Genomic DNA, 23,072 nt, shown 5'->3' on the forward strand with positions numbered 1-23,072 from the left:
CTCTCCCAGATAGTTTTCTTGTTTCTTCCGTCAGAAATAATTATATTAAAAAGCCAATTTGAAATGATTGTCTGGAGGGGTGGCCGAGCTGGCTTAAGGCACAGGTTTGCTAAACCTGCGTAGGGGTCACCCTACCGGAGGTTCGAATCCTCTCCCCTCCGTTTTCTCATCATCTCCACTGTCTTACCGGCTGAGGGCCGCATTTTTCATAGCACTTTCCGGCATAATAAAATCAACCGGTTCAATGCCATAATCTTCCGGATCCAGAGTTCCTTTAACTTTCCACTGTTCTCTTTCCCTCTCATGGTTTGATTTTGAGAGATCCCGGACAAAGGGAACTGAAATTTTTCCTCCCTTACTGTCGAATAGAATCGCCACCTGTGGCAGCAACAGGTTATTTCTGTTTATTTTTGTTACAACCCCTATCTCCCCTGATTCTAAAACAATCAGACTACCTACAGGATAAATACCCAGAAGCTTTATTAAATGCTCCACAATTTTCCTCGGATATTCATCATCCGCTCCCTGGAAAATAAGAGCGAGCGCCTCCTGGGGAATACATGCTTTTCTGCGAAACCCCTCTGAAGTAAGTGAATCATATACATCACATACCGCACAAATAAACGCCATCTCGTTTATCCGGCTGCCTTTGAGCTTTTGAGGATAACCGCTTCCGTTCAACCTCTCATGATGCTGTCCGATAATGTCCAGACAAGAGTTTGGCAGGACCTCAGAACTCTTTTCTATCATCTCAAGTGCATATTGTGGATGCTTTTTAACAAGATTCAGTTCTTCATTAGTGTAAGCCCCCTCAAAAAAGATCAGTTCTTCTGGAAGCCTTACTTTTCCAAGGTCATGAAATATCCCGCCGATACCAGCCTGTAGAGTTTTCTCCCTTGAATACCCCAATTCCGAAGCCAAACCGATCATCAAAACCGCGACATTCACAGAATGGATATACAGCCGGTCGCTATAAGAGCTAATCTGGCAGAGTCCGAAACAGGTATCCGGATTCTCCAGAACCTGATTTATCATCTCATCAACAATTCCGGAAATACTGCGAACCGAGGGCAATTTTCCGGCTTTGATATCAAGCATCATTTGCTTTACTGTGCTAATGGTCCTATTGCGAACTGATAGCACCTCATTTGCTTTCTTTAACTCAGGGAGAGGCTGCTCCGGGTTGGCAGTATTGTGTAATTTACCATCACTCAGAGTTTCTTCATCTTTAATATCCTTGCCTTTGATGGTATTGATATAAACGATGGCAACACCCTGACGCTTTAAAAAGTCAATTTGATGGTACCCTGAAATGAGCTGGTCTGCTGAGAAAAGAAATATCTCTTCCTCATTCAACACGTTTTCCACATACATTCCAGGCAGCAACTTTTCGATGTGGATTTTTTTACGATGATCCATAATAATTAAAATATAGTGAGTCAATAATACTTAATCAACAAATTTGAAATGATTCTTCAAGCATACGATTTAAGGAAATTTTCAAAAGATGGTTAATGATTACGTTTATAGTCATGATTTCACTTCGATTAACTTCTTAAAGCACCGTTTCTTCTTTCTGAATTTTCAGCGAGTTAGCATCTCAAACAGCCATACCTCTACAGATTCTTTCATGCTTTAACTCTTAAGCCACTGTTTCTTCTCTCAAGGTAACCCAGTGATTTGATACCCTAAGTCACTATTTCACCACAAAGGTTAAAAATCACCTCAGAGATAGTACAACCATTCAACCTCAATCCGGAATATCCCGGATAGACTTATCAGACTTACAGGTATTATATTTGAACTGTAACTCTATTTAAAAACATCATCCGGCTTAACTCAAGATCAACATCAAAGGAACTTCGCAAATGCTTAATTCTCACCACTTTACAGCCACAGCCCTCCTTCTGGTTTTTGTTTTATCCGGCAATGCATCCCCGAAACTTCAGTTTCTAAAAATCGATCCCTCGCTACAGGCCTTCGATTCTTTTCCAAACATCTCTTCCTCGGTTAAGTTCTATGTGGGAACAGTTAATGGAAGTTCCGATGAAGAAGGTGTGGATACGATCGGGTTTACCAGAACCGGAAGAAAAACCAAGGCTCCTATACTCTGTTCCTCTCCCCTTTCCATTAAAAAGTCTCTTCAGGGACTATTCTCAAGCAAAGGAGTTCTGGCTCCAGACCCAAGTTCCTCTACATTTATAATTCAGGTTGAAATAAAAGACTTTTCCATAAAAGAAACCTCCCATTTGCTTACCCAGACGATTGATGGTCACGTAAAACTGGAAGTGACACTGGTTGATCCGTTTTCTGCTGAAAACACCCGTCGTATGATGGTTGAGAGCCAGAATTCCAAAACTGCGATGGACACCAGCAAATACGCTGAGGAGGTAATGCGCGGGGCACTGGAAAGCGCACTTCTGGAAGCCATCAGGAGTCTGAGCAAAAGCTAAAGCCCCAGATGTTGAAAGTATCAAGCATTAAAAGACCTTTTTAATCTGTGCTTAAAAAACCTCCCTCTATTTGCCTTTAGCGTCGTTGTCTGCAAGCGTTTCCTCTTTGATTTCTCACATTCATATTGTATACTCATTCATCCCTGAAAAGCTGGCGGGCGAAAAATGGGTAAATCGGGCAGATCAAGTTACTTTCAGTTAAGCACGATGATGTTTCTTGAACTGTTTGTGAATGGATGTACGATCCCCATTCTAAGCCTCTACCTGAAAGATTATCTGCATTTCACAGGTACCCAGGTTGGATGGATCCTGGCGACATCTGCTGTTTCATCGATAATCTCCCCTGTACTGAACGCCTTTATCGCAGACAGACTAATCAGCGCAGAGCGCTTATTGGCAATCTCTCATTTCACCGGTGCAGCAGTGATGATGGTTTTTACTGTTCAGAAGGATTTTGTACCGGTACTTTTGTTGTACATGGTTTACTGGTCAATAATCGGACCTACTTTTGCACTTACCGCAGCGATCACATTCCACCACTCTGCTGATGCGGCAAAGAGTTTTGGAGGAATAAGGTTATGGGGAACACTGGGGTGGTTTGTCTCAGCATGGGCCATAAGTTTCCTGTGGGTAAGATTCGGCTCAGGAGATCTGAGAATCGCTCTTCATGTAGCTGTAATCTCCTCTGTGGTTCTTGGCATATATTCTCTATTCCTTCCAGTAGGGCTGGTCAGGAAAAACGAGAAGATAGTGCTTTTACCTATTAATTCAATAAAGGTACTTTTACAACCGGAAGTGCTCAGTATCTCCCTTTTATCACTCATAATTACATTTGTAGATAGATTTTATATTTTTGGAGCTGCGCCTTTTATTAAATCATTCGGGTTCAGCGAGAACTCAGTGATGCCGATCTTAAGTATCGGCCAGATACCAGAGATATTGGGGCTGGCCGTACTGGGCTATTTTCTCAAGAGAGTTTCTTTAAAAAAGATACTGCTGGCTGGAGTGCTCTTTGAGATAGTAAGATTCGCGATTTTCTTCTCTGAGACAAGCGAAGCGATACTTTTTGCCGGAATAGCGCTTCATGGTCTGACATATGCTTGCTTCTTCATCCCTGCCATGATATTCCTAGACAGCAGAAGTGACAAATACTCCCGTGCCGGGGCGCACCAGTTATCAGCGATGCTCAATGGCGGGATAGGCAGTTTCGCTGGAAGTCTGCTTGCTGGATTCGCTGCTGATTTTTCCAGTCTGCCTGGTGAAGGCAGTATTTACTATCCTCTATTCTGGGCAATCCCGATGGTGCTTTCAGTATCAGGATTTATTGGAGTGATGCTTCTTATCAAAGATCATCATCTGAAACCAGGAGAGCAGGTTTTAAGAGAAAAACCTGTAGTTGAATCAGGAATCGTTTAATCAGAGCTCTGACATGAGAAACTTGAGATTAATCACTGCAGTATGAAACTTAAAAAGAGCGCTGTTCATTTCGGTTTTCGCCTTATTAAGTCTAAACTCGGCATCCTGATATTCCAGAAGAGTTTTGCTTCCAATTTCGTAAGCTTTCCTGGCGATAGAATAGCTTTTCTCAGCTAAAGAGATTACACTTTCTGCAACCCCGAGATATTCCCGGCTGATAATCACCTGTTCGTAAGCTCTGCGGGTTTGGAGATCCAGGTTTTCCAGTGTCTGCTGTTCAGACAATTGGAACATCAGCATATTGTTTTTTGCTTGCCGAAATTTGTGATTCCTTGAGAGGCCGGTAAAGATGTTCCAGTTCAGGCCTAGAAATATTTTACTGTCATTGCCCCAGTAGGTACTTGAAAAATCCCTGAGGTTATCGAACTGTCCGATTCTTGCGACAGAAGCTCCTGCGAAGACAACAGGAAAATAATCTCCTTTAACCATTTCGATCTGCAGGTTTTGAATTTCAGCTAAGCCTCTCAACTGTTCCAGATTGGGGTTATTTTTCCTGACTTTATCAACCACCTCTTCGAGAGTCAATTCAAAGATCGGAGGGGGGAATTCACCTTCAACAGAAAATGTCGATGGCGATTCGGCGATACCGGTTTTAGTGATAAGGGTTTCGTAGGCGATTCGTTGGTCACTTTGAGCCTTCTTCAATTCTATCCTTGCGCTCTCGAGGTGCAGCCTGGAGTTGAGGGTGTCCAGTTCACTGGCATTTCCAACAGAGTGAGTAACTACAGCCAGATTGTGAGTTCCTTCTGCCAGAGTAATCCCTTCATAGGCAATTTCGACATTTTTCTGTGCCAGTAAAGCATTGTAGAAAAGGATCGTCACATCTGCTTTAATTCTCATTTTCTCCTGGAAGTGTTTGCACAAAAGAGTTCTCTGGTGTGCTTTTGCGATCTTAACCCCATAGAATACTTTTCCCTGGGCATAAAGTGGTTGATTAACGGTTATGGAAGCAGCGACAGAATTGGAAGGGGTCTTCATTACATCGCTTAAGAACAGTAATGACTTTGACATCAGTGTGGTTGCATAATCGAACTGATCATAAGAGAGAATCCCTGTGGCGGTATCAAGGAGAGCATTTTGCAGTGATGAGCTGATGTTATTGTGGTCAGCAGAGGATAAGGGGTAATAGGAGTTGGAGTGGCTCAGGTTTAACGATGCTGAAACCTGTGGTATCGCCCCACTCATCGTTATCTGCACTTCCTCATCGGCATTTTCAATTTCAAGCTCAATTGTTCTGAGCTCCCGGGAGTTTTTCAACACCTCTTCCAGAAGCTTATCAAGGGTAAAGACACGGGCATGCAGGCAGATTGTCGCGGTTAAGAGAAGGAAAAAGATCTTTTCGGCTCTGATGCCGGCAAATTTTGATCTATGCACATTTACCTCTTAAACCAGTAATGTCCGTTTTTCCTGCATACATGCACTGAACTGCCCCGCGATGTCGAATATTGCTGACACTGCTGTTTTTAAGAATGAAATTTACTTATTGCTCACAATAAAATGCATGCAAGAATCATTACTTATAAAAGTGCTCGTTGCTAAAGGTGCCTGATGTCTGTAAATAACAGCTTAAGCTGATCGGCGGAAATGGGTTTAAAAACCTCGGTACCAATAGTATATTCTACACTTTAGCCTATCCAGGTTAAGTGATTAAAACATACGGTACTATGCACCGTTTTTTGCTATTACTAAGACCAGAGGCCTGAAGAGAATCTGGGAATAATTATCCTAAAAAAAAATGCCTGAACATTATAATCTATAGATGAATACAATGGAACTATTCTTAGCAAAGATGAAGGGAAACAACCTTCCCAGTGCTGCAATAAATCAGTTTATCCATTTCTATTCCCAACTTCAAACCGGGAAGACAGGTTTTATCTGTGAGCAGGAAATCGAGTCCATAGATACAAGTGATATCGCTGAGTATAATACTCTTGAAAAATACCAAAAATCCGGATGGGATTTTCTCAGGCAGACGGTTGTTATTAAACTCAATGGCGGGCTTGGGACAACGATGGGTCTTCAGGGGCCAAAGTCTCTGATCACGGTGAAAAACGGCCTCTCCTTTCTCGACATAACTGCTAATCAAATTCTTAATCTCAGTAAGCAGGCCGGATTCTCCATACCGCTTATCTTAATGAACAGTTTTAAAACAGAGTACGATACCTGCAATGCGCTGGAAAGGTATCCGGACCTGAAAAGTTCACTGCCGCAGTCCTTTATTCAGCACATGTTTCCTAAGATTTTAAAATCGTCACTTGCTCCGGCACAATATCCCTCAGATCCCAAACTTGAATGGAATCCTCCCGGGCATGGCGATATCATCTCATCGCTTTCCACATCGGGTGTCCTTGAAAAGCTGCTTGAATCAGGTTACAAATACGCATTTGTTTCCAACATCGATAATCTCGGATCCACTATGGATTTTATTATTCTGGGTTACTTTGCACAAAAAGGATACTCGTTTCTCATGGAGGTCACAGATCGGACATGGATGGATCGTAAAGGCGGACATCTGGCCCGATATAAAAACGGCAACCTGGTCCTTCGTGAAGAAGCACAATGCCCACCAGAAGAAATAAAACACTTCCGTGATATAAACCGTTATTCCTACTTCAATACAAACAATCTCTGGATCAATCTACCAGCCCTTAATGAGTTGCTGCAAAGGAACAACAACGTTCTAGAACTTCCAATGATCAGAAATGAAAAGAAACTGAACCCTGTTGATCCCAATTCTCCAGATGTTTACCAGTTGGAGTCAGCGATGGGAACAGCAATTTCAGTGTTCGACAAGGCATCCGCTATCCGGGTACCACGTTCCAGGTTCGTTCCTGTGAAGAACTGCGAGGAACTGCTTCTATTATGGTCTGATTACTACACTCTTACCGATGACTATAAAATCGTATGTAATCCCGACAGGAAAAACTGCAATGCCAGCATCAACCTCGACCCAGAACACTATTCCAGGTTCGATCAGTTACAATTGCATTTTCCTTCAGGGGCTCCCTCTCTTAAGGAATGCGATTCCCTGGATATTGTCGGGGATGTCCGGTTTGGGAAAAACGTAAAAATTAAGGGATCGATCAAAATCTCCAATTCAAGCCGGAATCAGGCGATCATACCCGAAAACACTCTGATCGAAAGCGACCTGAATATTAGGGAAAAGAGCCTGGGGCAAAACTCCTCTTGTGATTAAAAGGAAACTGGACTGAGGCACAGTTGCTGAAGTATCTTTAAAAGGTATCCTTTCAAAAGATCAAGTCTGCACCAGGTAAGATTACCCGGTGCAGAGATTTTTTCGCAGATTAAAATTATGTCTCATCGTCTTCGCCAATACCTTTTAGACGCATACGAGAGCCGTCACACATTGGCCTTGCCTGACAGAATCTCCGCTGATGTTTCTATACAGATCGATGATCAGGATGAAAATGACAAACTGAATGAGTTCTGTAACATATTCTGCATTGTTAAAAAACGCGATAATTTCAGAATCGAACTCTCAGGAAATTTCCCTATCACCCAGGAAATCACTGACCTGGTAGATATTTATGAGGGCAGCGCAGATTCAGTTCAGGGCAGACTGGTTCTTGAATTAAATGTCAAACAGATAGAGGTGATAATGGATCTGGCGGACAAAATCCGCAAGACATCCTTTATGGGACCGGTAATTCACAATCCAAGCTGGCTTCCAGTCTCCGCACGCACAATCAGTTCTCTTTACAGGTTTGTAAGAATTGTAAAAGAATACATGAATTCAAAACATTCATAACATCTTCACTTCCTGCATATCATTTCAGGACAGACAAAACCGCTGAAACAATCTTCAAAGATAGCAATCTCGCCCGAAGATTCAATTCTGGCATCAAAGAATACCATGTACATGTTCTGCACATTAAACTGCCATCCGGCTCTCAGGATGTTCGCACTGGATTCCCGTTTTCTGGAGGAACCAAATAGTTTTAAAACGCACCAGTCACCCTTATATACAAATTCATGACCGCCGCTTCCTGCCTCCACTCTCAAAGCAACACTCTTTTCAGCCGGCCACTTGAACAGGATCGGTTTTCCTCCTGGCAACAGAGCGTGTTCTGACTCTCCATAGGAAAAAGCCGCTCTGTTCCTGTTATTCAGAGAGGATCCGAAATTTACACTGAATATTCTTGGAGAACCATCAGATCTGAACAGGAAATCTTTGATTCTTTCCGCAGCGGCAAGTGAAGAAATCAGGTTTTTGTCAAGTGTGATATCAATACTGCCCCCGTTTTTCTCCTTCCACCCGGAATGAGTTTTAACTACGTGACTGGAGAGTTTTCTATTGAAGAAGCCCCAGAAAGTACCACTGACAGGGTGGAAAAACTCCCTTACCTCATCAAGAGAGACATCGGTTCCATTCTTTGCGAATGGATAGTGGCCTTTCAACCTGTTATTGAATGGTCCGGCGACTTCTGATTTCCATGAAACATTCAATGCCTCTTCTACTGTCCGGGTAACGGCGCTTGAGGATAACCACAGGGGACGCATCAATATTTTTCTGATCGACAGCGACATCTCATCAGGAAACAAACCAAGACATCTCTCAGAGAATCTCATGCAGTTGTACAAGGGATCATCCTCTTTACCATTAAAAACGTCGGGGGCACTGCTTCCTCCATTTTCTGCTATTTTTAAAAGTTGTTGAGCCAGAACTGCCATCCGGTTCCTGTATCCTGCCAGACCACTTTCCGGGCCATTGTTCGAATTTGCAAAGGATCTTAATCTTCTAAAATAGCGGTTATGCTCCTCAAAATGCAGGGAATCATCAGAAGTGAACAGCTTTATCGGGCTCTGAGCAGTTGCATCCTTCAGCTTTTTCACCTTTCCATGTATTTCCGAAATCAGAGGCCTCTCCTGCCCAATCTTCTTTTTATCATCGATTACCGCATATTCGGCGACTTTTGAGAAAAGTAAACCGATTTCAGAGTACTCCCCTGAGAGTTTATTTAAAATATTCGCAGAATGTCTGATGTCACCAGTTGTCTCCAGATCTACACTGTTAAGAAAACCGAGCCATTGATTCCTGCAATCCTTCAGGTATGCAGAAAGAACCCCCGCCTTAAGATTCTTCCTGTCGGAATCCACTTTTTCTTCACCAACATTTACAACCCAGTCAGTCTTGAAAGGGTTATCAGAAACATCTTCGATGATCCTATCGACATACTGGTCAAAACCTTCCTGTGTATAGAAGATACTGACAGAACGGGAAGAACGCAGCAGTCCCTCTCCTGAGTTCCCTAATAGATCCTTGAGGGTTATCCTCGGCAATTCACCGATAATCTCCCCTGCTGCCTTACTGTAAAGTGCATCGGCACCAGGGATTCTCGAGAGACATTTCCGCGCAGCGGCAACAAGTTCCTGATTCCTCTGTACGGGCATCAATTCCCCTCTTTTCAAACAGTAAAGCAGTGCATAGGCATTATTATTTAACAGAGTTTCAACGCCTGATGGTAATCTCTGTGAATTTGATGTCTGAAGAATAGTCGCAGCAACAGCCCTTACCAAGACCGGCCTTAGCATCGCAGTATCAATCAGTTCTCCCCTGCCCGCAATCTCTTCAGAAAGACTGAGATACGCTTTCAAAAAAGTATACAGTTCATTATAATCTCTTCCGCCCGAAACAGTATAAGACTGAGTGAGCCTTTTTATTTCATATTCCAGGTATTTTACAGCCGGCGAAATAATGAGATTTTCTGCGAGCCTGAAGTAAATTCTCCTGAGATCAGCAGCGATTCTCTTACTCTCCCGGTAAAACGGCCAGGTTTTAAGAAACGATCCCCTTGTCAGATCATCAAGAGCATCCCTCAATGATTCAATTGCCTCATAGTGCTCAGTGATATTATCCTTTCCGGTCAAGTCAAAGCTTATTGAGTTTTCGATCTCTGCAAACAATCTTTGTGAATTTCGCCATGATTTCAGAAGAAACATTCCAATCAGTAGACAACTCAGGAACATCAATCCTGTAATCAGGTAATGATTAAATACTCTGCGCCGAAACCCTTTTTGAGTTACCCTGACCAGCGATTTATCCTTTACCATTATTTCACGAAACAATGGGAGAACAAAAGCAGAATCAACAGTGTTGTCAGTATCAGAATGGGTTTGATGTGTTTCAGTTGAAATAAATTCCCGATCAGGATTCAATGGATGATTAATAATTGTCTGACTGCTGACAGTCCTCTTAGCAGGTGTTTTTGTTTTAGCTGTACAGCTTGTAAAATAAAACCCCCGGAAAATGGGTTTTCCGCCATAACTGGAATCTTTGAATAACTCAACTGTCAGATATCCCAGTTTTTTCTGAATGCTTTCGAAATGAATCAGGAATCTGCAGATCATTCTACCTGCGGAGGCGTTTTTCTCTTTGTGTAGTCTCTCAAGACGCAGGTCTGATAATGTTTTGCAAAGAATTTTGTACTCGTTGTTAAACTCAATACCTGCAACACTGTTTCTTTTTAATCTCAGAGTAGCCCCGAAAATACGATCCTTTCCTGTTCCCCCGAAAAACTCGCGGAATCCCGGGATCAAGTCTGTTTTATTGAACAGCAGGTAAACCGGAACTTCCACCTCCCACCGAATCAGGAGTTCATCAATGCGGCTCCTTATTCCTGAGGCCATTTTTTTGATTGATTGATCAGTAGCCGCAAGAATCTCATTGGTATCCACAACCAGTACCACACCGTCTGCAGGTTTTTGGGGCCGTGCTTTTTTCAATGCTGAAGCCAGAGCCATCCAGTTATCAGAATCACTCTCCTGCATCCATCCACCGGGAGAATCGATCCAGACACTTTCATTTGCAAAATACCACCTCAATCTCTCCTCTTTTTCAAGAAGTAAACCATCCTTTTCAGATGGATACATCATGGGAAAAGAAAGCCCTGAACCTTTAAGCAGAGTGCTTTTTCCAGAACCTTTCCCACCGCAGATTAAAAACCAGGGCCGGTCATAAAGAGTGCTTCGTTTAAAAATCCCTTTCCTGTTGACTGTATCAGTGTAGCGTTTGACAGCCTCCCTGGTTTCTTTCAGAATATTTTGACTGTTCTCCTGGAAAATGCTGCGAGTCTGTTTTTTATTAAAAATCCGAAAAAAAATCCTGCGCTTTATAATCAACCACACAGCACATATTACAAGGAATGCAACCCCTAAGATAAGCAAAAGTACCATGGGCTTCAATTTCAATGCAGAAGCAAGCAGCACAAGCCCGCTTGATAGCAGCAACAACAAAAGAATACTTAACATCTGCAAACCCAATCTCATTATACTATCTCCTACCTGTTTCTCAGGAGACCACCCTAGTTCACCATTTTCCCCAGTGTTTCAATCAGGGATTTCATTTGTTCATGGATGGACATATAAATCACTGCACAGAACAGAGAGAGCGTCGAAACCAGAATAAGCGCCGATACCCATAGAGGAAAAAGTGGAAATTCAGTTTTGGAAAACGTTTCGATCCCTGTTACCATGCCATGAGGAGAGAGTCCGCAAGAGCTGTTCATCCTCATGGATCTTATTTTCTGTCCGAGATTCTGAATCAATTCGATTCTTTCCGCTGTATCGCAGATTCTGTACTTCCCTTCAAAACCAAGAGAAAGACAGAGATAATACACTTCAAGTACTTCTAAGTTTTTTTCCGGATTGAGGAGCAGTTTCTTGAGTTTGCGGTAAAACTCCTCACCTGCTATATTGTCTCCGAAAATGTCGAGCTGAAGAGGCCTTGTGATCCAGTAGTCCCGGCAGGCACCAGGAGAACTGAGCACAGTTTCATCGAGAAGAGCAACCAGTGCATATTGAGTATCATGGATCTTCTCCGGACCGGTTCCCGACAACTCACAGTTTTTCCTGAAAAGTTCAAGATAGTGATTTATCAGTTTCCTAAGGGCAGAAGGCTCACCAAGATCCTCAGCCTCCTTCATCCTTATTGCGATGAGGAGCAGATCGGTGCAAAGTGACGACAATGAACTTCGGGAACTGCTCATTGTTGTCAGGTCCAGATTCGATGTCTGAGAAGCGATTGTTTCAGTAAATGATGGTATCATAGAAATACCCTATTCTCTTAAAGCTATCAGCTCAACATTAAGTTCCGGATACGAATGAGGGAAATAAAACGCTATTGTGCCTGAACTGCGCATCCCATCCCATATCCGATCCTGCTGATCGAGACAGAAATAAACAAACCCCTGTTTTTTAGGCAGACTTTCAGGAGGATTAGCTACATGCAGGAGGGGTAATCCTGGCAGAGCCGAAGAGATCAGCAGTTCGAGGCGGTCACGCGAGCTCATTTTTATTCTCTGTAATGACCCTACAATAAGCTCCTTTTCCGGTATATCCCCTGCAGATACACCAAGAAAAAACCGTGCTTCTGAGAACAGCCGCTCATTTTTTACCTTGCACACGTAAATTGATGGTTCGGCCTGTTCAAAGGGAATCCTTATACATCCAGCTGAAAGATCCGTATCAATCACTTTCTTAATTATCTCTATAAGAGATCCCAGCGATGCCCAGATCTGCTGGTGGTCGTACCTTGGGAAACTCTTTAGGCTTATCTCTGAGGAAAACACACTCATTCCACCAGAGAACATAGTGAGAAGTTTAAAGAGTTCAAACGGGTGAACAGATGCTGCAGAGTAATAATGATCAAGCAGCGGAGTATAGCTGTTTATGAGCTCAAGGAGTCTGTATAAAGACTCATCGGATGAAGAAAACTTCGCCATCCCGCCTTTCAACTGGCTCCGCTTTTCGGATATTTCAGAGCTTTTGGCATACAGAAGTTCGAGCAGGCTCCTTAAGTTGTTCATAAGAAATCTGGAACCATCTATTCTCAGAAGCGGAGGAATGCGGTCCTCCTGCAGCACATACTTCCCATCCGCATTGCGTTTAATTCTTCCGGCTATGACATACGAAAAGTCATCGAGTGGTTCCCCCTCAAGAAACAGCCTGAAGTTAAGATTCCCCAGTTCTATCTCCTTTGGATCACCACCAGTGACCTCATCGGGTACCTTTTCAATGAAGGAGCGGAACCTTGAAGGGGTATCGCTCTGCTCATACCCCACACTGCATTTTCCCTCTTTAACAAGAGCGACACCCAGGTAAAAATCAAGGTGTTGCTTTTGATGGCTGAAAAGATCCGAGAGTGTCTTTGAGGGTGGTGCAGAGTGATCGCGAGGAATCGAGAAACAAGTTCCGTCAGGAAGAATTCCTGAGCACTTCCTCAGAACCAGTGTCCCGTTTGATAATGCATCCTCATCAAGAGCTATCTCTGTAAGACCGTAAAAACAGGGGTTTTCTGAAACAATCCTGGCATTCAGTGTTCCTAAAAGGAATCTCTCTAAAAGCTGAAAATGCTGAGGCTGTAAGAAGATCCCCTCTTTCCAGATAACCTTATTGTTCTGAAACATCAACCCTCCCCGGGATGAAGATTTCCGGAAAAATGAATTGAGAAATGAGAAAAAACGAGAGAGAAAAAAACTGATGGAAGGTAATGGCAGAAATATATATATTAAAAACACATCTTTCCAATTGTAAAAATCACAATCTTTATTTCCGGTAGTTTTTTCAGGTTTTCAGGGATTAACCATCCTTATTCCTGAGTTTGTCGAAATTATTGCCCAAACTGTTTCGACATTGAAAGGGGCTGTAATGGGCCGAAAAACCCTTATTCTGCGCACTCTTGTTTTTCTGGTTTTGTCTACTGTGAAATTCAGTTTCTGCTCTGATGCAGGGATGCTTTCTGTGATAACGGAACCTGAAAGTATCGAGGTCTGGATAAATAATGACTTTCTTGGCCTCTCACCTGTTATCGATAAAAAGATGCCTGAAGGCACTTATCAGATCAAACTTGTGGATCCACTACAGCGGTCAAGCCTTTCTGAGCAGATATCAATTACAAGAAACACTCGTACGATTATAGAAAAAAAGATCGACTCCAGATTCGGTTATCTGAAAGTTTCTTCTGTTCCACAGGGTGCGAAAGTATTTCTCTCAACTGAACTTGGCACTACCCCTTTGGTAAATGAATTCATGAATCCCGGCAAATACTCTCTCCAGATCCAGCATCCTGATACCAGATACAACCCGCTATCCCGAAGTATCACTATTAAGCAGGGGGATACAGTGAGCCTGAATGAATCTCTGGAGCGGGAAAAGATCTTAAATAAAAAAGCTTTGATCCGCCTCTCACTTGGAGCCGCAGCAGCAGGAGGCTTTGTCTGGGCTATTATAGAACAAGGTTTGCGGCAAAAATATACGGACCAGTACAAGTTGACAGCTGATGATAAGTACAAAGCTGATTCCGATGTTGCTTCACTCTGTTCAATTCTTGGTATAACAATCGGATCTGCCTGTCTAATAGGACTTGAAATTGTAGCTTTTTTCTGATGGAAATTTTATGGATACCAATGCAAACAAGGAAAATAAGGAAAAAACAAAACCGGTTGAAAAGACCTGCGTCGAACAATGCTCTCTGTCAGGAACACGCCTGTGGGAAATAAATGGGGATTCCGCTGTACTTCCCAGGGAGGATGAGCAGGTAAAAATTGGTTCGGGAATAATCTCTTCCGTCCTGGGATCAGGGGGAATGGCTAAGGTTTATAAAGTGTGGAATGAAAAACTGGAGGTTTTCAGGGCTGTTAAGATATTAAAACCCGACAGATGCGATCTTAAGAACCGTTTTGAAACAGAAGTGAAGATAAGCGCAAAACTGCACCATCCCAACATAGTTGAAATCTACAACGTTGGAGAATGGAATGGACTGCCCTACATTGAAATGGAGTATGTAAATGGTAAATCTCTCGAAGAGCTGATAAGGGAAAAGGGAAAACTACCAGACGAAGTTTGCAGTTCTATAATGATTCTTGTCTCCAGGGCACTTTATTACGCCCACAGCCTTGAAATCCTTATTTACGGAAAAACCTATCACGGAGTGATTCACCGTGATCTGAAACCGGCAAATATCATGATTTCTGAAAAAGGCGAAGTGCGCCTGATGGATTTTGGGATTGCCAGACCGACTGAAGTGAGCCTTCATACCATCGATGGCAGTATTGTAGGTACAATCCAGTACCTTTCTCCGGAACAGATGAACGGAGGGGAAGTTGACTGCCGCACTGATATCTACTCCCTTGGGGCTATTCTGTATGAGATGCTGACCGGGGAAAAAACATTCCCCCAGGAATCCATAACCGAACTTATGAAAAAAAGAATAAGCAATGAGTTCAGAAAGTTCTCTGAATATGCCTTTGATATCTCTCCGGAGCTTTCCAGAATTTCTCAAAAGTGCCTTAATTTTGAGAAACAGGAGCGTTACGACAGTGCAAAGGCACTGCTTGACAAATTGAACATCGTTCATAAATCAATTACTCCGGACAGCCCTGAGGTTGTTCTTGCAGAGTACCTGGAAGGTTCCTTAACTGTCAGGCCTCCACAAAAGAGGATCTCAAGGCTGCACCGGAAATACTACTTCATTGGAGGAGCTGTTCTTGCGGGAGTTGCATTTCTGTTTTTTATCTCGACCAAACCAGAAAAATCGGCTTTATCAGAGCCAACTCCAGAACCAATCGCTTCAACGACAAAAACAACCTTTCAGACAAATCAGATTCCTGTGGCATTACACCCTGACTCATTGGCGCGGGATAAGGGAATCAATACTGTTTCTGAAAAAAAACCGGTTGATCCCATCCATAATGAGAACAAAAGTACTCCGATAAAGCAACCAGTTGTTACCAAGCCGGAGCTCTCCCCTGTCGATATTCTGAAGAAAAAGTACAAAAACCCTGATATGTTTGTAATTGCTTCAAACGCTATACAGAAGAAAGCCTTTTATGATGCAATTCTGGCTCTTGAGAATCTCCCTGACCATCATCCTCAACGCAACAATGCTAAAATCATGCTTCTTGAGTCTTATCTGGAAACAAACAGGCTAAAAAGAGCCTCTTCTCTGGTTAAAGAAGTGAAATCTCATGATGCCCAGTTTCATTATCTCTGCGGGATACTCTTTGAGAAACAGGGAAACAGCACTGATGCGTTGGGGTGTTATCAGCAGGCTTTGATCAGGCCGGGACGGGTAAGAGAGACTCAGAAAATACGCAGAGATGCTCTTTACAATATTGCTGTACTGAGAAGTGGATTACACCGCAAAAATCCGACAGAAAATACAAGGGTTCAGGCAATAAATGCCTGGATCGTGGTTAAAAGAACCTATTCCGCAGCCCCTGATCATTTCCGTCTTAAAAAAGCGGATGATGAACTGGCTGCATTAAATAAGGAATAAGCTTATGAGAAATATTGCTTTATTAACGGTTCTTCTTCTTTCTTCAGCATCCCCACAGACTCTTCTTAGAGGTGATATTTCAGATATTCAGTTCACAGCAGAAAAAAACCCGTACGTGATCGAAGAAGATATCACAATACCGGAGGGAAAAAGAGCAGAAATCAAAGCAGGATGCATTCTTCTTTTTAAACCATTTACAGGTATTACTGCCGAAGGAACCCTTGTTATCGATGGTACACCGGAGCAGATGGTGATTCTGACATCATTTAACGACTCTGTACACAATAAAAGCAGTGAACAGGCAGCAGCACCTTTTGACTGGAACGGCTTATTGATCTCGGAAAAAAATGATTCCGTTTACTTCAGAAACTTCACACTCTCCTATTCCGTCTTCGGTATTAATTCAAAAAGCCCGGATGTGCGGATAAAAAATGGAATTTTTTACCAAAACGGACAGTTCCATTTTACCATTGCGGACAAGATCCTGCCGGTCCTTGATAGTGTACCTTTTACACACAATGCTATTGAAGCGAAAATTGACAGTTTAGTAACAATTCCCGCGAATGTGACTGCCCCGCATCAGGAGCAGAACAAGTCCATTGGTGCTGTAAAGATTCGCTTTTTGTCACTTGGACTGGGAATCACAGGATTGGCCGCATGTGCCATAGCGGCTTACCAGACCAGATCCGCCCACCAGCACTGGGTTGAGACATCGGTTGAACCCGATAAATGGGATCAGTACGACTCGGCTGAGAAGCGCTACACCAGGAGTCTTACCTTGACCGTAGTTTCTGGAGCAGTCGGCCTGATAGGAATGGCAGGGTTTGGGATTTCTTTTACTTTCTGAGTGTCAGTTGACTAGTTTCAGATTACTTTTTCGAACTCTTTTCTTGACCTTGCATCTAACATTGACAGCGATTTGATCCGATACAGATTACCCACCGAATCGCGGATGATTACTCCGTCTTTACCTGCGGGACGGATGTCAACATATGGGTTTTTTACCACAAATTTGATTCTCCCACGATCCGTGTCCGCCTCAAAATACCTGTTCCCAATATTGACATCTGTACGAATCAGACACAGGATTTCGACATAGAAATAGTTCTTTTCCAGTTCTTCACTGGCTATACTGCGTGATTGAGGATCGAGCTGTTCGAGACTGCTGAGAAGGCAAGACTCCCCCTGCTCAGTAATAAGAGAGATCTCTTCCGCTCCTTCTGTTACAGGGCGAAGCCAAGCCACTGAAACAGCCGTATCCTCTTTCCCTTTTCGTTTAAGAAAAACCTGATCCTGTTTTCTATAGAGAGTTAAAGTATTATCCTGCATATCAACCCCACATTACTGACTGCAAAGCATTCATTTCCGTATGCGATCTTAAGAGATCAGCATATATGCCATTTTTCTCTATCAATTCATCATGAGTACCAATCTCCGCCAGTTTCCCGTCCGAGAGCACTACCAGACGACTGGCATTACGCAGAGTCGAGAGGCGGTGAGCGATTGCAATTGTTGTACGACCTTTAATCAACCCGTTTATCGCCTCCTGGATGTGCCTCTCGGTTGTTGAGTCAACCGACGATGTTGCTTCATCAAGGACAAGAATCGGGGGATTGTGCAGAATGGCTCTGGCGATAGCGATTCGCTGCTTTTCCCCTCCTGAGAGCCGCTCCCCGGTGTCCCCGACAATCGTATCATAGCCGTCCCTTTTACGGATAATAAACTCGTGGGCATGGGCAGCCTTCGCAGCCTCGATTATCTCTTTGAAGCTCGCATGTTCCATCCCATAGGCGATGTTTTCCGCTATCGAAGCATTGAAAAGAAATGATTCCTGCATCACAAGTCCGATGTTTGAACGCAACTGTGAGAGCTTGATTCTGCTCAATGGAACCCCGTCAATGAGTATCTCACCTGAATCGGGCTCGAAAAAGCGGGTCAACAGATTTATAACAGTGCTCTTCCCTGCCCCGGAACGGCCAATCAACCCGATAATCTCACCCGGTTCAATTTTGAAGGAGATCCCTTTTATTACTTCTTTGCCGCGTTCGTAACTGAAATGCAGATCACGGAATTCTATGCTTCCTTTTATTTCAGGCAATGTAACTGAATGACTGCTTTCATATCTTTCCGGTGAAGTGTCAAGCACCTCGAAGATTCTTTCTGCACCCGAGAAAGCATGTGTCATCCAGTGAAGAATGACTGAAAACCACTGAAGAGGGCCATAAAAGAGCCAGATATAACCCACAAACGCCAGAAGGTCTCCAATAGTAAAATCACTTTTTCCTCCGGTTATCATTTTCGAGGCAAAGAACCAGACAAATGTCACCCCAAGGGACATTATCCAATACATAGTTTCATTGAAGCTTCCTGAAACACGTTGTGTTGTGACCTGTGTTGATGCCAGACGGTTGTTTACAGAATCAAAAATTATAATACGATGGCGTTCCCTGGAGCATGCCTTGATCACACGCAAACCCTGAAGTGATTCTCCCAGCACAGAGTAAAGATGTCCCACCATGGTTCCTTCACGCAAGAACAAAGGTCGAAGCTTGCTCCAGAACCAGCTTGAGCCCAGAATCAGCATCGGAACAGGCACCAGAACAAAAAGGGTCAGTGCCCAGTTGATTTTCAGCAGTATTACACCTACAACCACAAATGAAATGACATTTATTACGAGAGAAGGAAGTCCATCGATAAGAAACTGCTGAAGTTCTCCGGTGTCATGCATGATTCGACCGACAAGTTCACCGGGTTCCCGCCTTGTAAAGAAACTCAGTTTCAGATACTGCAGCACACTGTGAAGCCTGCTTCGCAGGTCAGTTACTATCCTGGCTCCTACCCAGGAGGTAAGATTGATACTGATCAGACGCATTGCAAGGTAAAGAACACCACAACCGATCATGGCTCCGGTGTAATAGTAGAGTTTCTGTATATCTCCTTTTCCAATAACTTCATCCACGATCTTTTTTGTGATGTAAGGTGGAAGTACCTGAAACAGGACACCGGCTCCTGTCACAAGCATCAAAAAAAAGATCCGGATCTTATAGGGAGCACTCAAAGCAATGATTCTTTTAAGTATCTTTAAGCGGGGTACACAACGGGGACACCTGCTCCCCCGCTCCGGAAGAGGTGAACTGCATCGCGAACAATGGGATCCATGCTCAATTGTTCCCTCTGAAAGTTCATTATTATGGAGGAAATGATTTATTATTCTTGTTGAATCAGCGAACTCAGGTACAAGATGATTTGAATAGTACAGAAGATGCTTTAAGCCTTCTGAGGTTTCCGCAGTTACCCTTCCACACCCTGCAAGCTCATCTATCCTCACTTGCTTCAGCTCACTGAGGGGCATTTCAGAGAGCACTTTTTCTCCGCTTATAGTTATCAACTCTGCATCTGTAAGAATCAGAAAGCCCCTGCCGAATCTCCGTTCCTCTGTCAGATCGGTTTTTTGGACATGCAAAACACGGGTACTTTTTCCATTAATCAATCTTTTTATCTCAATAGGTAGTTGGGCACCGGTTTTCATTGGCAGTTATCCTGAAGATGGTGAAATGAGATGGTCAAAATGTGAAAAAAAATACGGAGGGGAAGGGGCAAAATTGTACAAACGAGGATTAATTAATGCGGATTATCTATTCCTGAATCATAAAAGATACAATTGACCCTGATAGTCATTTTGAGGTCATGCAAGAGGAGGAACTGACGACTCGACTGTATGGGATACAAATTTGATTGGCTGGTATTCAACTGTTATGTTACTTAAATCTGCAGAGTTAATTTTGTAAATGTGCTTCAAATCAAGATCAGTTTCCTGTTTTGTCATAACAGGAAACCTAAAACATCTGTTTTCGTATTTAAAAGGACCTTTTTCTTTCCGGTACTCTTCACAGAAAACGATGTGATCTTCAAGTCTCTTTGTTATCAGGCTGTTTGCTGTTTTACAAAAATCCTTTAAACCACTAAGAATTACAGAAGAAAAATTCCTGTCATATTCTATTCCAATCGAATTTCTTTCTGATGCTATAGCAGCAAATGTTGTTGTGCCAGTACCAAGGAAAGGATCAAGAACCATATCACCTTTGACAGAATACATGTTTATCAGACGATAAGGCAACTCAAAAGGATAAGCGGCATTTCTTTCACGCACGCTCTCATCATTTGTTGCTTGTTTGATTCCTTTTAAATCCCAGGAATCAGAAAACCACCTGTTTCGCTCCTCCCAGAAAAAGGCACTCTGGTTTCGAAACTTTTTTTCATCAGCATTCCTGAATTCTCTTTTTCCCCCCTTGCGAAATATCAGTATATATTCGTGTTCAAGTGTGACATAAGCTCCCGCAGGAAGCATCCCTGAGCCCATAAACTTGTTTGGTGCATTGGTTGTTTTCTTCCAGAGAATTACCGGCAGAGGTTGAAATCCAAGATTAATGAATTTAGATGTTATCCGGGAATGATTTGAATACAGTTGGAATTGGTCACCAATTTTCCTGGTTGCATCACCAATATTAATGCACACAAATCCACTATCCTTTACGACTCTGGCAAGTTCATCCCATGTTTTATCGAGTTCCTGATTCATCAATTCGAAAGCCCCGGGGCCATTAACCTGCTTAAGTAAATTGCGTATTTCCGGATTTAAGGAACCAAAGAGACTATCCCACATCTCGATCATAGGATATGGCGGTGATGTCACTACCAGATCAACTGATTTATCCTCGATCGCAGATAACAATCTTGAATCAGAGAATTCGATTTTATGGTTTGTGAATATTTTTCTGCTCATGACTATTTTAAATAACCCACAATCTATTATGATTCCGTTTTTGTTTCACATAAAATAATACCAACCCGGATGTTATCATGAAGCATATTTTTCTTAGAAACAAATGTCCACTCACCTGAATGAACGCTATGAAGGAGCGCAGGCTACTTCAATAATACTCAGTGCTCACATCGGATGTCAGTGAGCACCATTCCCGACTTGCAGTTATTTCAATGCGGCACAAAAAAACGGAGATTTACCTGAGGATAGTTCTTTCTCAGTGAGTCACAAGCTTCCCGGCACTAATGATTTTTCCACTGCTTTTTACTGTAACCAGATAAATTCCACAAGGCAGATCCAATCCGGATTTAACCTGAATTGTCTCACTGTTTCTGATATTCAATGGAGATGACCACAGGGATCTCCCACGCAGATCACAGATATCCAGAACCGGATTGCTGCAGGCGGGAATTTGTTTCAGAAGCACTCTGGATTCTTCTGAATTCAATGAAACCGAGAAGTATCTGTTTTGTTCACTTATTATTGCAGTCTTATTAGACACTGCAGGAAGTACTTCCCTGAGCAACCATTGCTGATTATCAGAACGCCAATATGGCCAAAGGATAATGTCGGCGTTGTCTTCCATTGAAAGATCAAGCACATCAAGAGCCTTTCCGCTGGCTAAATTGACAAAAGCATAGTGTCCATCCCCTGTTCCCAGAGGTTTCCAGATCTGTGCTTTGTTTCCGGTAAAAAAGCTCTGTACAATATTGGCACGATCATCGACACTATTTTCCGCTGTACCCACACACAGTCCACTTTTCTCATTTATAATTTTGTAGGTTCCATTTCCGGTACGTTCAAAAAACCATAATTGGCTCTCCTCCTGATCATCAGCAGAAAACTGCTGGATTTTTGCTCCAGCGGAAACTGATCTACCCGCGACATCAAGAGCCTTATTACTGAGTCTGGAAATGATCTGGTACTTAACGCCTGTTTTAAACGGTCCATCTCCAGTCTGCTCAATACCTGATTCAGTCATGACAATCTTTTTAATTGTCCCATCTGCATTGTAAAAGAGTTCATCGACACATACAGATCTTTTGTACGGCCCTCCTCCGGGCAGAGCTGCATTGTGATAAATGAAATACCATCTTCCTTTCATTTCGATTATTGCCTGATGATTTGTTTCAGATGGGACCCGGTCATTGAGACGGCCTTTGTATGTCCATGGCCCCAACGGAGAATTGCTTATGGCATAATCGATGTATTCAGTCCACTCTGCAGCATAGCTGAGATAATAGGTATTGTTTCTTTTATGGACCCACGGAGCCTCAGTAAAGCTCCGGAGATTGATATACTGAATTGACCCTTCAGTTTCAATCATATTGCTCTTCAGTTTTATCATTTTGCAGCTTGTATTTCCCCAGTAAAGATACGCCTGCCCGTCAGTGTCCACAAACACCCCGGGATCTATATCATCCCAGGAGATATCTACATTAGTAGTCATATTGTTTGTAATGAGAGCCGATCCCCTTGCATCTTTGTAGGGACCAAGTGGATGATCCGCTACAGCGACTCCAATGGAAAAACCGCTTATGGTTTTATGTGATACTGGTACATACCAGTAAAATTTTCCATTCTTTTCAACACAATGTCCGGCCCATGCGTCTGCTCTGGCCCATGAGAAATCAGAAAGTGTTAATCTCGGACCATGATCTGTCCAGTGCACCATGTCTGTGGATGAGAAAATGTACCAGTCTTTCATCACATATCCTGTAGAACCTTCATCATACCCTGTGAATATGTAGCATGTGTCATTATAGACAAGTGCAGCCGGATCGGCTGTGTATAAGTGGTTTATGATGGGATTGTCGGCAAAAGCCACAGCCAAAAGAACAGAAATAATAATACACGATGGATAATACCTCATAAGGATCTCCCGGTTTATACCCGTTGTTTATTACTTCGGCAATTAAATGTTGCTCAAAGTGATAGGGCATAATTTATTTTCAAGATATGGAAAAACGAGATTTTAGGAAGCTTTCTTCTGATGCGCAACTTGAAATAAAAAAAGCAGCGCTTA

16 protein-coding genes and 1 tRNA gene are annotated in these 23,072 nt (G+C 42.8%); 8 read left to right on the forward strand and 9 right to left on the reverse strand.

Annotated features, from left to right (window positions below; translation table 11 throughout):
• The first annotated feature begins 73 nt into the window (after positions 1 to 73).
• A tRNA-Ser gene (locus GX089_05240) sits at positions 74 to 161 on the forward strand.
• Positions 162 to 183: 22 nt separating this feature from the next.
• On the opposite strand, the gene GX089_05245 is transcribed toward GX089_05240, so the two are convergent.
• Positions 184 to 1,368 (reverse strand): HD-GYP domain-containing protein, encoded by a 1,185-nt coding sequence (locus GX089_05245; GenBank protein ID NLP01879.1) that lies wholly within the window; start codon positions 1,366 to 1,368, stop codon positions 184 to 186.
• Between the two features lie 500 nt (positions 1,369 to 1,868).
• On the opposite strand from GX089_05245, the gene GX089_05250 reads away from it, so the two are divergent.
• Together GX089_05250 and GX089_05255 are read left to right on the forward strand one after the other, a co-directional pair.
• Positions 1,869 to 2,453 carry a hypothetical protein gene (locus GX089_05250; protein ID NLP01880.1) on the forward strand — a complete coding sequence of 195 codons (585 nt, stop codon included), beginning with the start codon at positions 1,869 to 1,871 and terminating at the stop codon, positions 2,451 to 2,453.
• A 165-nt stretch (positions 2,454 to 2,618) separates the two neighbouring features.
• Positions 2,619 to 3,869, forward strand: coding sequence for a nucleoside permease (locus GX089_05255; GenBank protein ID NLP01881.1), 1,251 nt, complete (start codon positions 2,619 to 2,621; stop codon positions 3,867 to 3,869).
• Here the strand turns inward: GX089_05255 and GX089_05260 are convergent, their stop codons facing one another.
• Positions 3,870 to 5,303 (reverse strand): TolC family protein, encoded by a 1,434-nt coding sequence (locus tag GX089_05260; GenBank protein ID NLP01882.1) that lies wholly within the window; start codon positions 5,301 to 5,303, stop codon positions 3,870 to 3,872.
• A 394-nt stretch (positions 5,304 to 5,697) separates the two neighbouring features.
• Here GX089_05260 and GX089_05265 point away from each other — a divergent pair, with 394 nt between their 5' ends.
• Positions 5,698 to 7,125, forward strand: coding sequence for a UTP--glucose-1-phosphate uridylyltransferase (locus GX089_05265; GenBank protein ID NLP01883.1), 1,428 nt, complete (start codon positions 5,698 to 5,700; stop codon positions 7,123 to 7,125).
• Positions 7,126 to 7,242: 117 nt separating this feature from the next.
• Complete coding sequence (locus tag GX089_05270; GenBank protein ID NLP01884.1) at positions 7,243 to 7,698, forward strand: hypothetical protein; 456 nt, start codon at positions 7,243 to 7,245, stop codon at positions 7,696 to 7,698.
• A 5-nt stretch (positions 7,699 to 7,703) separates the two neighbouring features.
• Here the strand turns inward: GX089_05270 and tssM are convergent, their stop codons facing one another.
• From tssM to tssK, 3 genes are read right to left on the reverse strand one after another with little or no spacing between them, the layout of a single operon-like run.
• Complete coding sequence (gene tssM, locus GX089_05275; protein NLP01885.1) at positions 7,704 to 11,216, reverse strand: type VI secretion system membrane subunit TssM; 3,513 nt, start codon at positions 11,214 to 11,216, stop codon at positions 7,704 to 7,706.
• Positions 11,217 to 11,251: 35 nt separating this feature from the next.
• Positions 11,252 to 11,995 (reverse strand): DotU family type IV/VI secretion system protein, encoded by a 744-nt coding sequence (locus tag GX089_05280; protein ID NLP01886.1) that lies wholly within the window; start codon positions 11,993 to 11,995, stop codon positions 11,252 to 11,254.
• 9 nt (positions 11,996 to 12,004) lie between these two features.
• The gene (gene tssK / locus GX089_05285; protein ID NLP01887.1) at positions 12,005 to 13,354 is read right to left on the reverse strand and encodes a type VI secretion system baseplate subunit TssK; all 1,350 of its coding nucleotides are present in this window, start codon (positions 13,352 to 13,354) and stop codon (positions 12,005 to 12,007) included.
• Positions 13,355 to 13,595: 241 nt separating this feature from the next.
• On the opposite strand from tssK, the gene GX089_05290 reads away from it, so the two are divergent.
• From GX089_05290 to GX089_05300, 3 genes are read left to right on the forward strand one after another with little or no spacing between them, the layout of a single operon-like run.
• Entirely contained in the window at positions 13,596 to 14,333 is a 738-nt protein-coding gene (locus GX089_05290; protein ID NLP01888.1) for a PEGA domain-containing protein, read from the forward strand.
• A gap of 10 nt (positions 14,334 to 14,343) precedes the next feature.
• Complete coding sequence (locus GX089_05295; protein ID NLP01889.1) at positions 14,344 to 16,224, forward strand: protein kinase; 1,881 nt, start codon at positions 14,344 to 14,346, stop codon at positions 16,222 to 16,224.
• A 4-nt stretch (positions 16,225 to 16,228) separates the two neighbouring features.
• Positions 16,229 to 17,071 (forward strand): hypothetical protein, encoded by an 843-nt coding sequence (locus tag GX089_05300; protein NLP01890.1) that lies wholly within the window; start codon positions 16,229 to 16,231, stop codon positions 17,069 to 17,071.
• Positions 17,072 to 17,088: 17 nt separating this feature from the next.
• On the opposite strand, the gene GX089_05305 is transcribed toward GX089_05300, so the two are convergent.
• The 4 genes from GX089_05305 to GX089_05320 form a co-directional block, all read right to left on the reverse strand.
• Positions 17,089 to 17,553, reverse strand: a complete 465-nt coding sequence (locus GX089_05305) for a DUF1854 domain-containing protein (protein NLP01891.1) — start codon at positions 17,551 to 17,553, stop codon at positions 17,089 to 17,091.
• 1 nt (position 17,554) lies between these two features.
• Positions 17,555 to 19,753, reverse strand: coding sequence for an ABC transporter ATP-binding protein (locus tag GX089_05310; protein NLP01892.1), 2,199 nt, complete (start codon positions 19,751 to 19,753; stop codon positions 17,555 to 17,557).
• 156 nt (positions 19,754 to 19,909) lie between these two features.
• Positions 19,910 to 20,995: a site-specific DNA-methyltransferase gene (locus tag GX089_05315; GenBank protein ID NLP01893.1), complete on the reverse strand. Its 1,086-nt coding sequence runs from the start codon at positions 20,993 to 20,995 to the stop codon at positions 19,910 to 19,912.
• 268 nt (positions 20,996 to 21,263) lie between these two features.
• A complete protein-coding gene (locus tag GX089_05320; protein NLP01894.1) occupies positions 21,264 to 22,919 on the reverse strand; it encodes a family 43 glycosylhydrolase in 1,656 nt (551 codons plus the stop codon).
• Positions 22,920 to 23,072: the final 153 nt, after the last annotated feature.

Origin of the sequence: Fibrobacter sp., assembly GCA_012523595.1 — a bacterium.
Lineage (GTDB): Bacteria > Fibrobacterota > Chitinivibrionia > Chitinivibrionales > Chitinispirillaceae > JAAYIG01.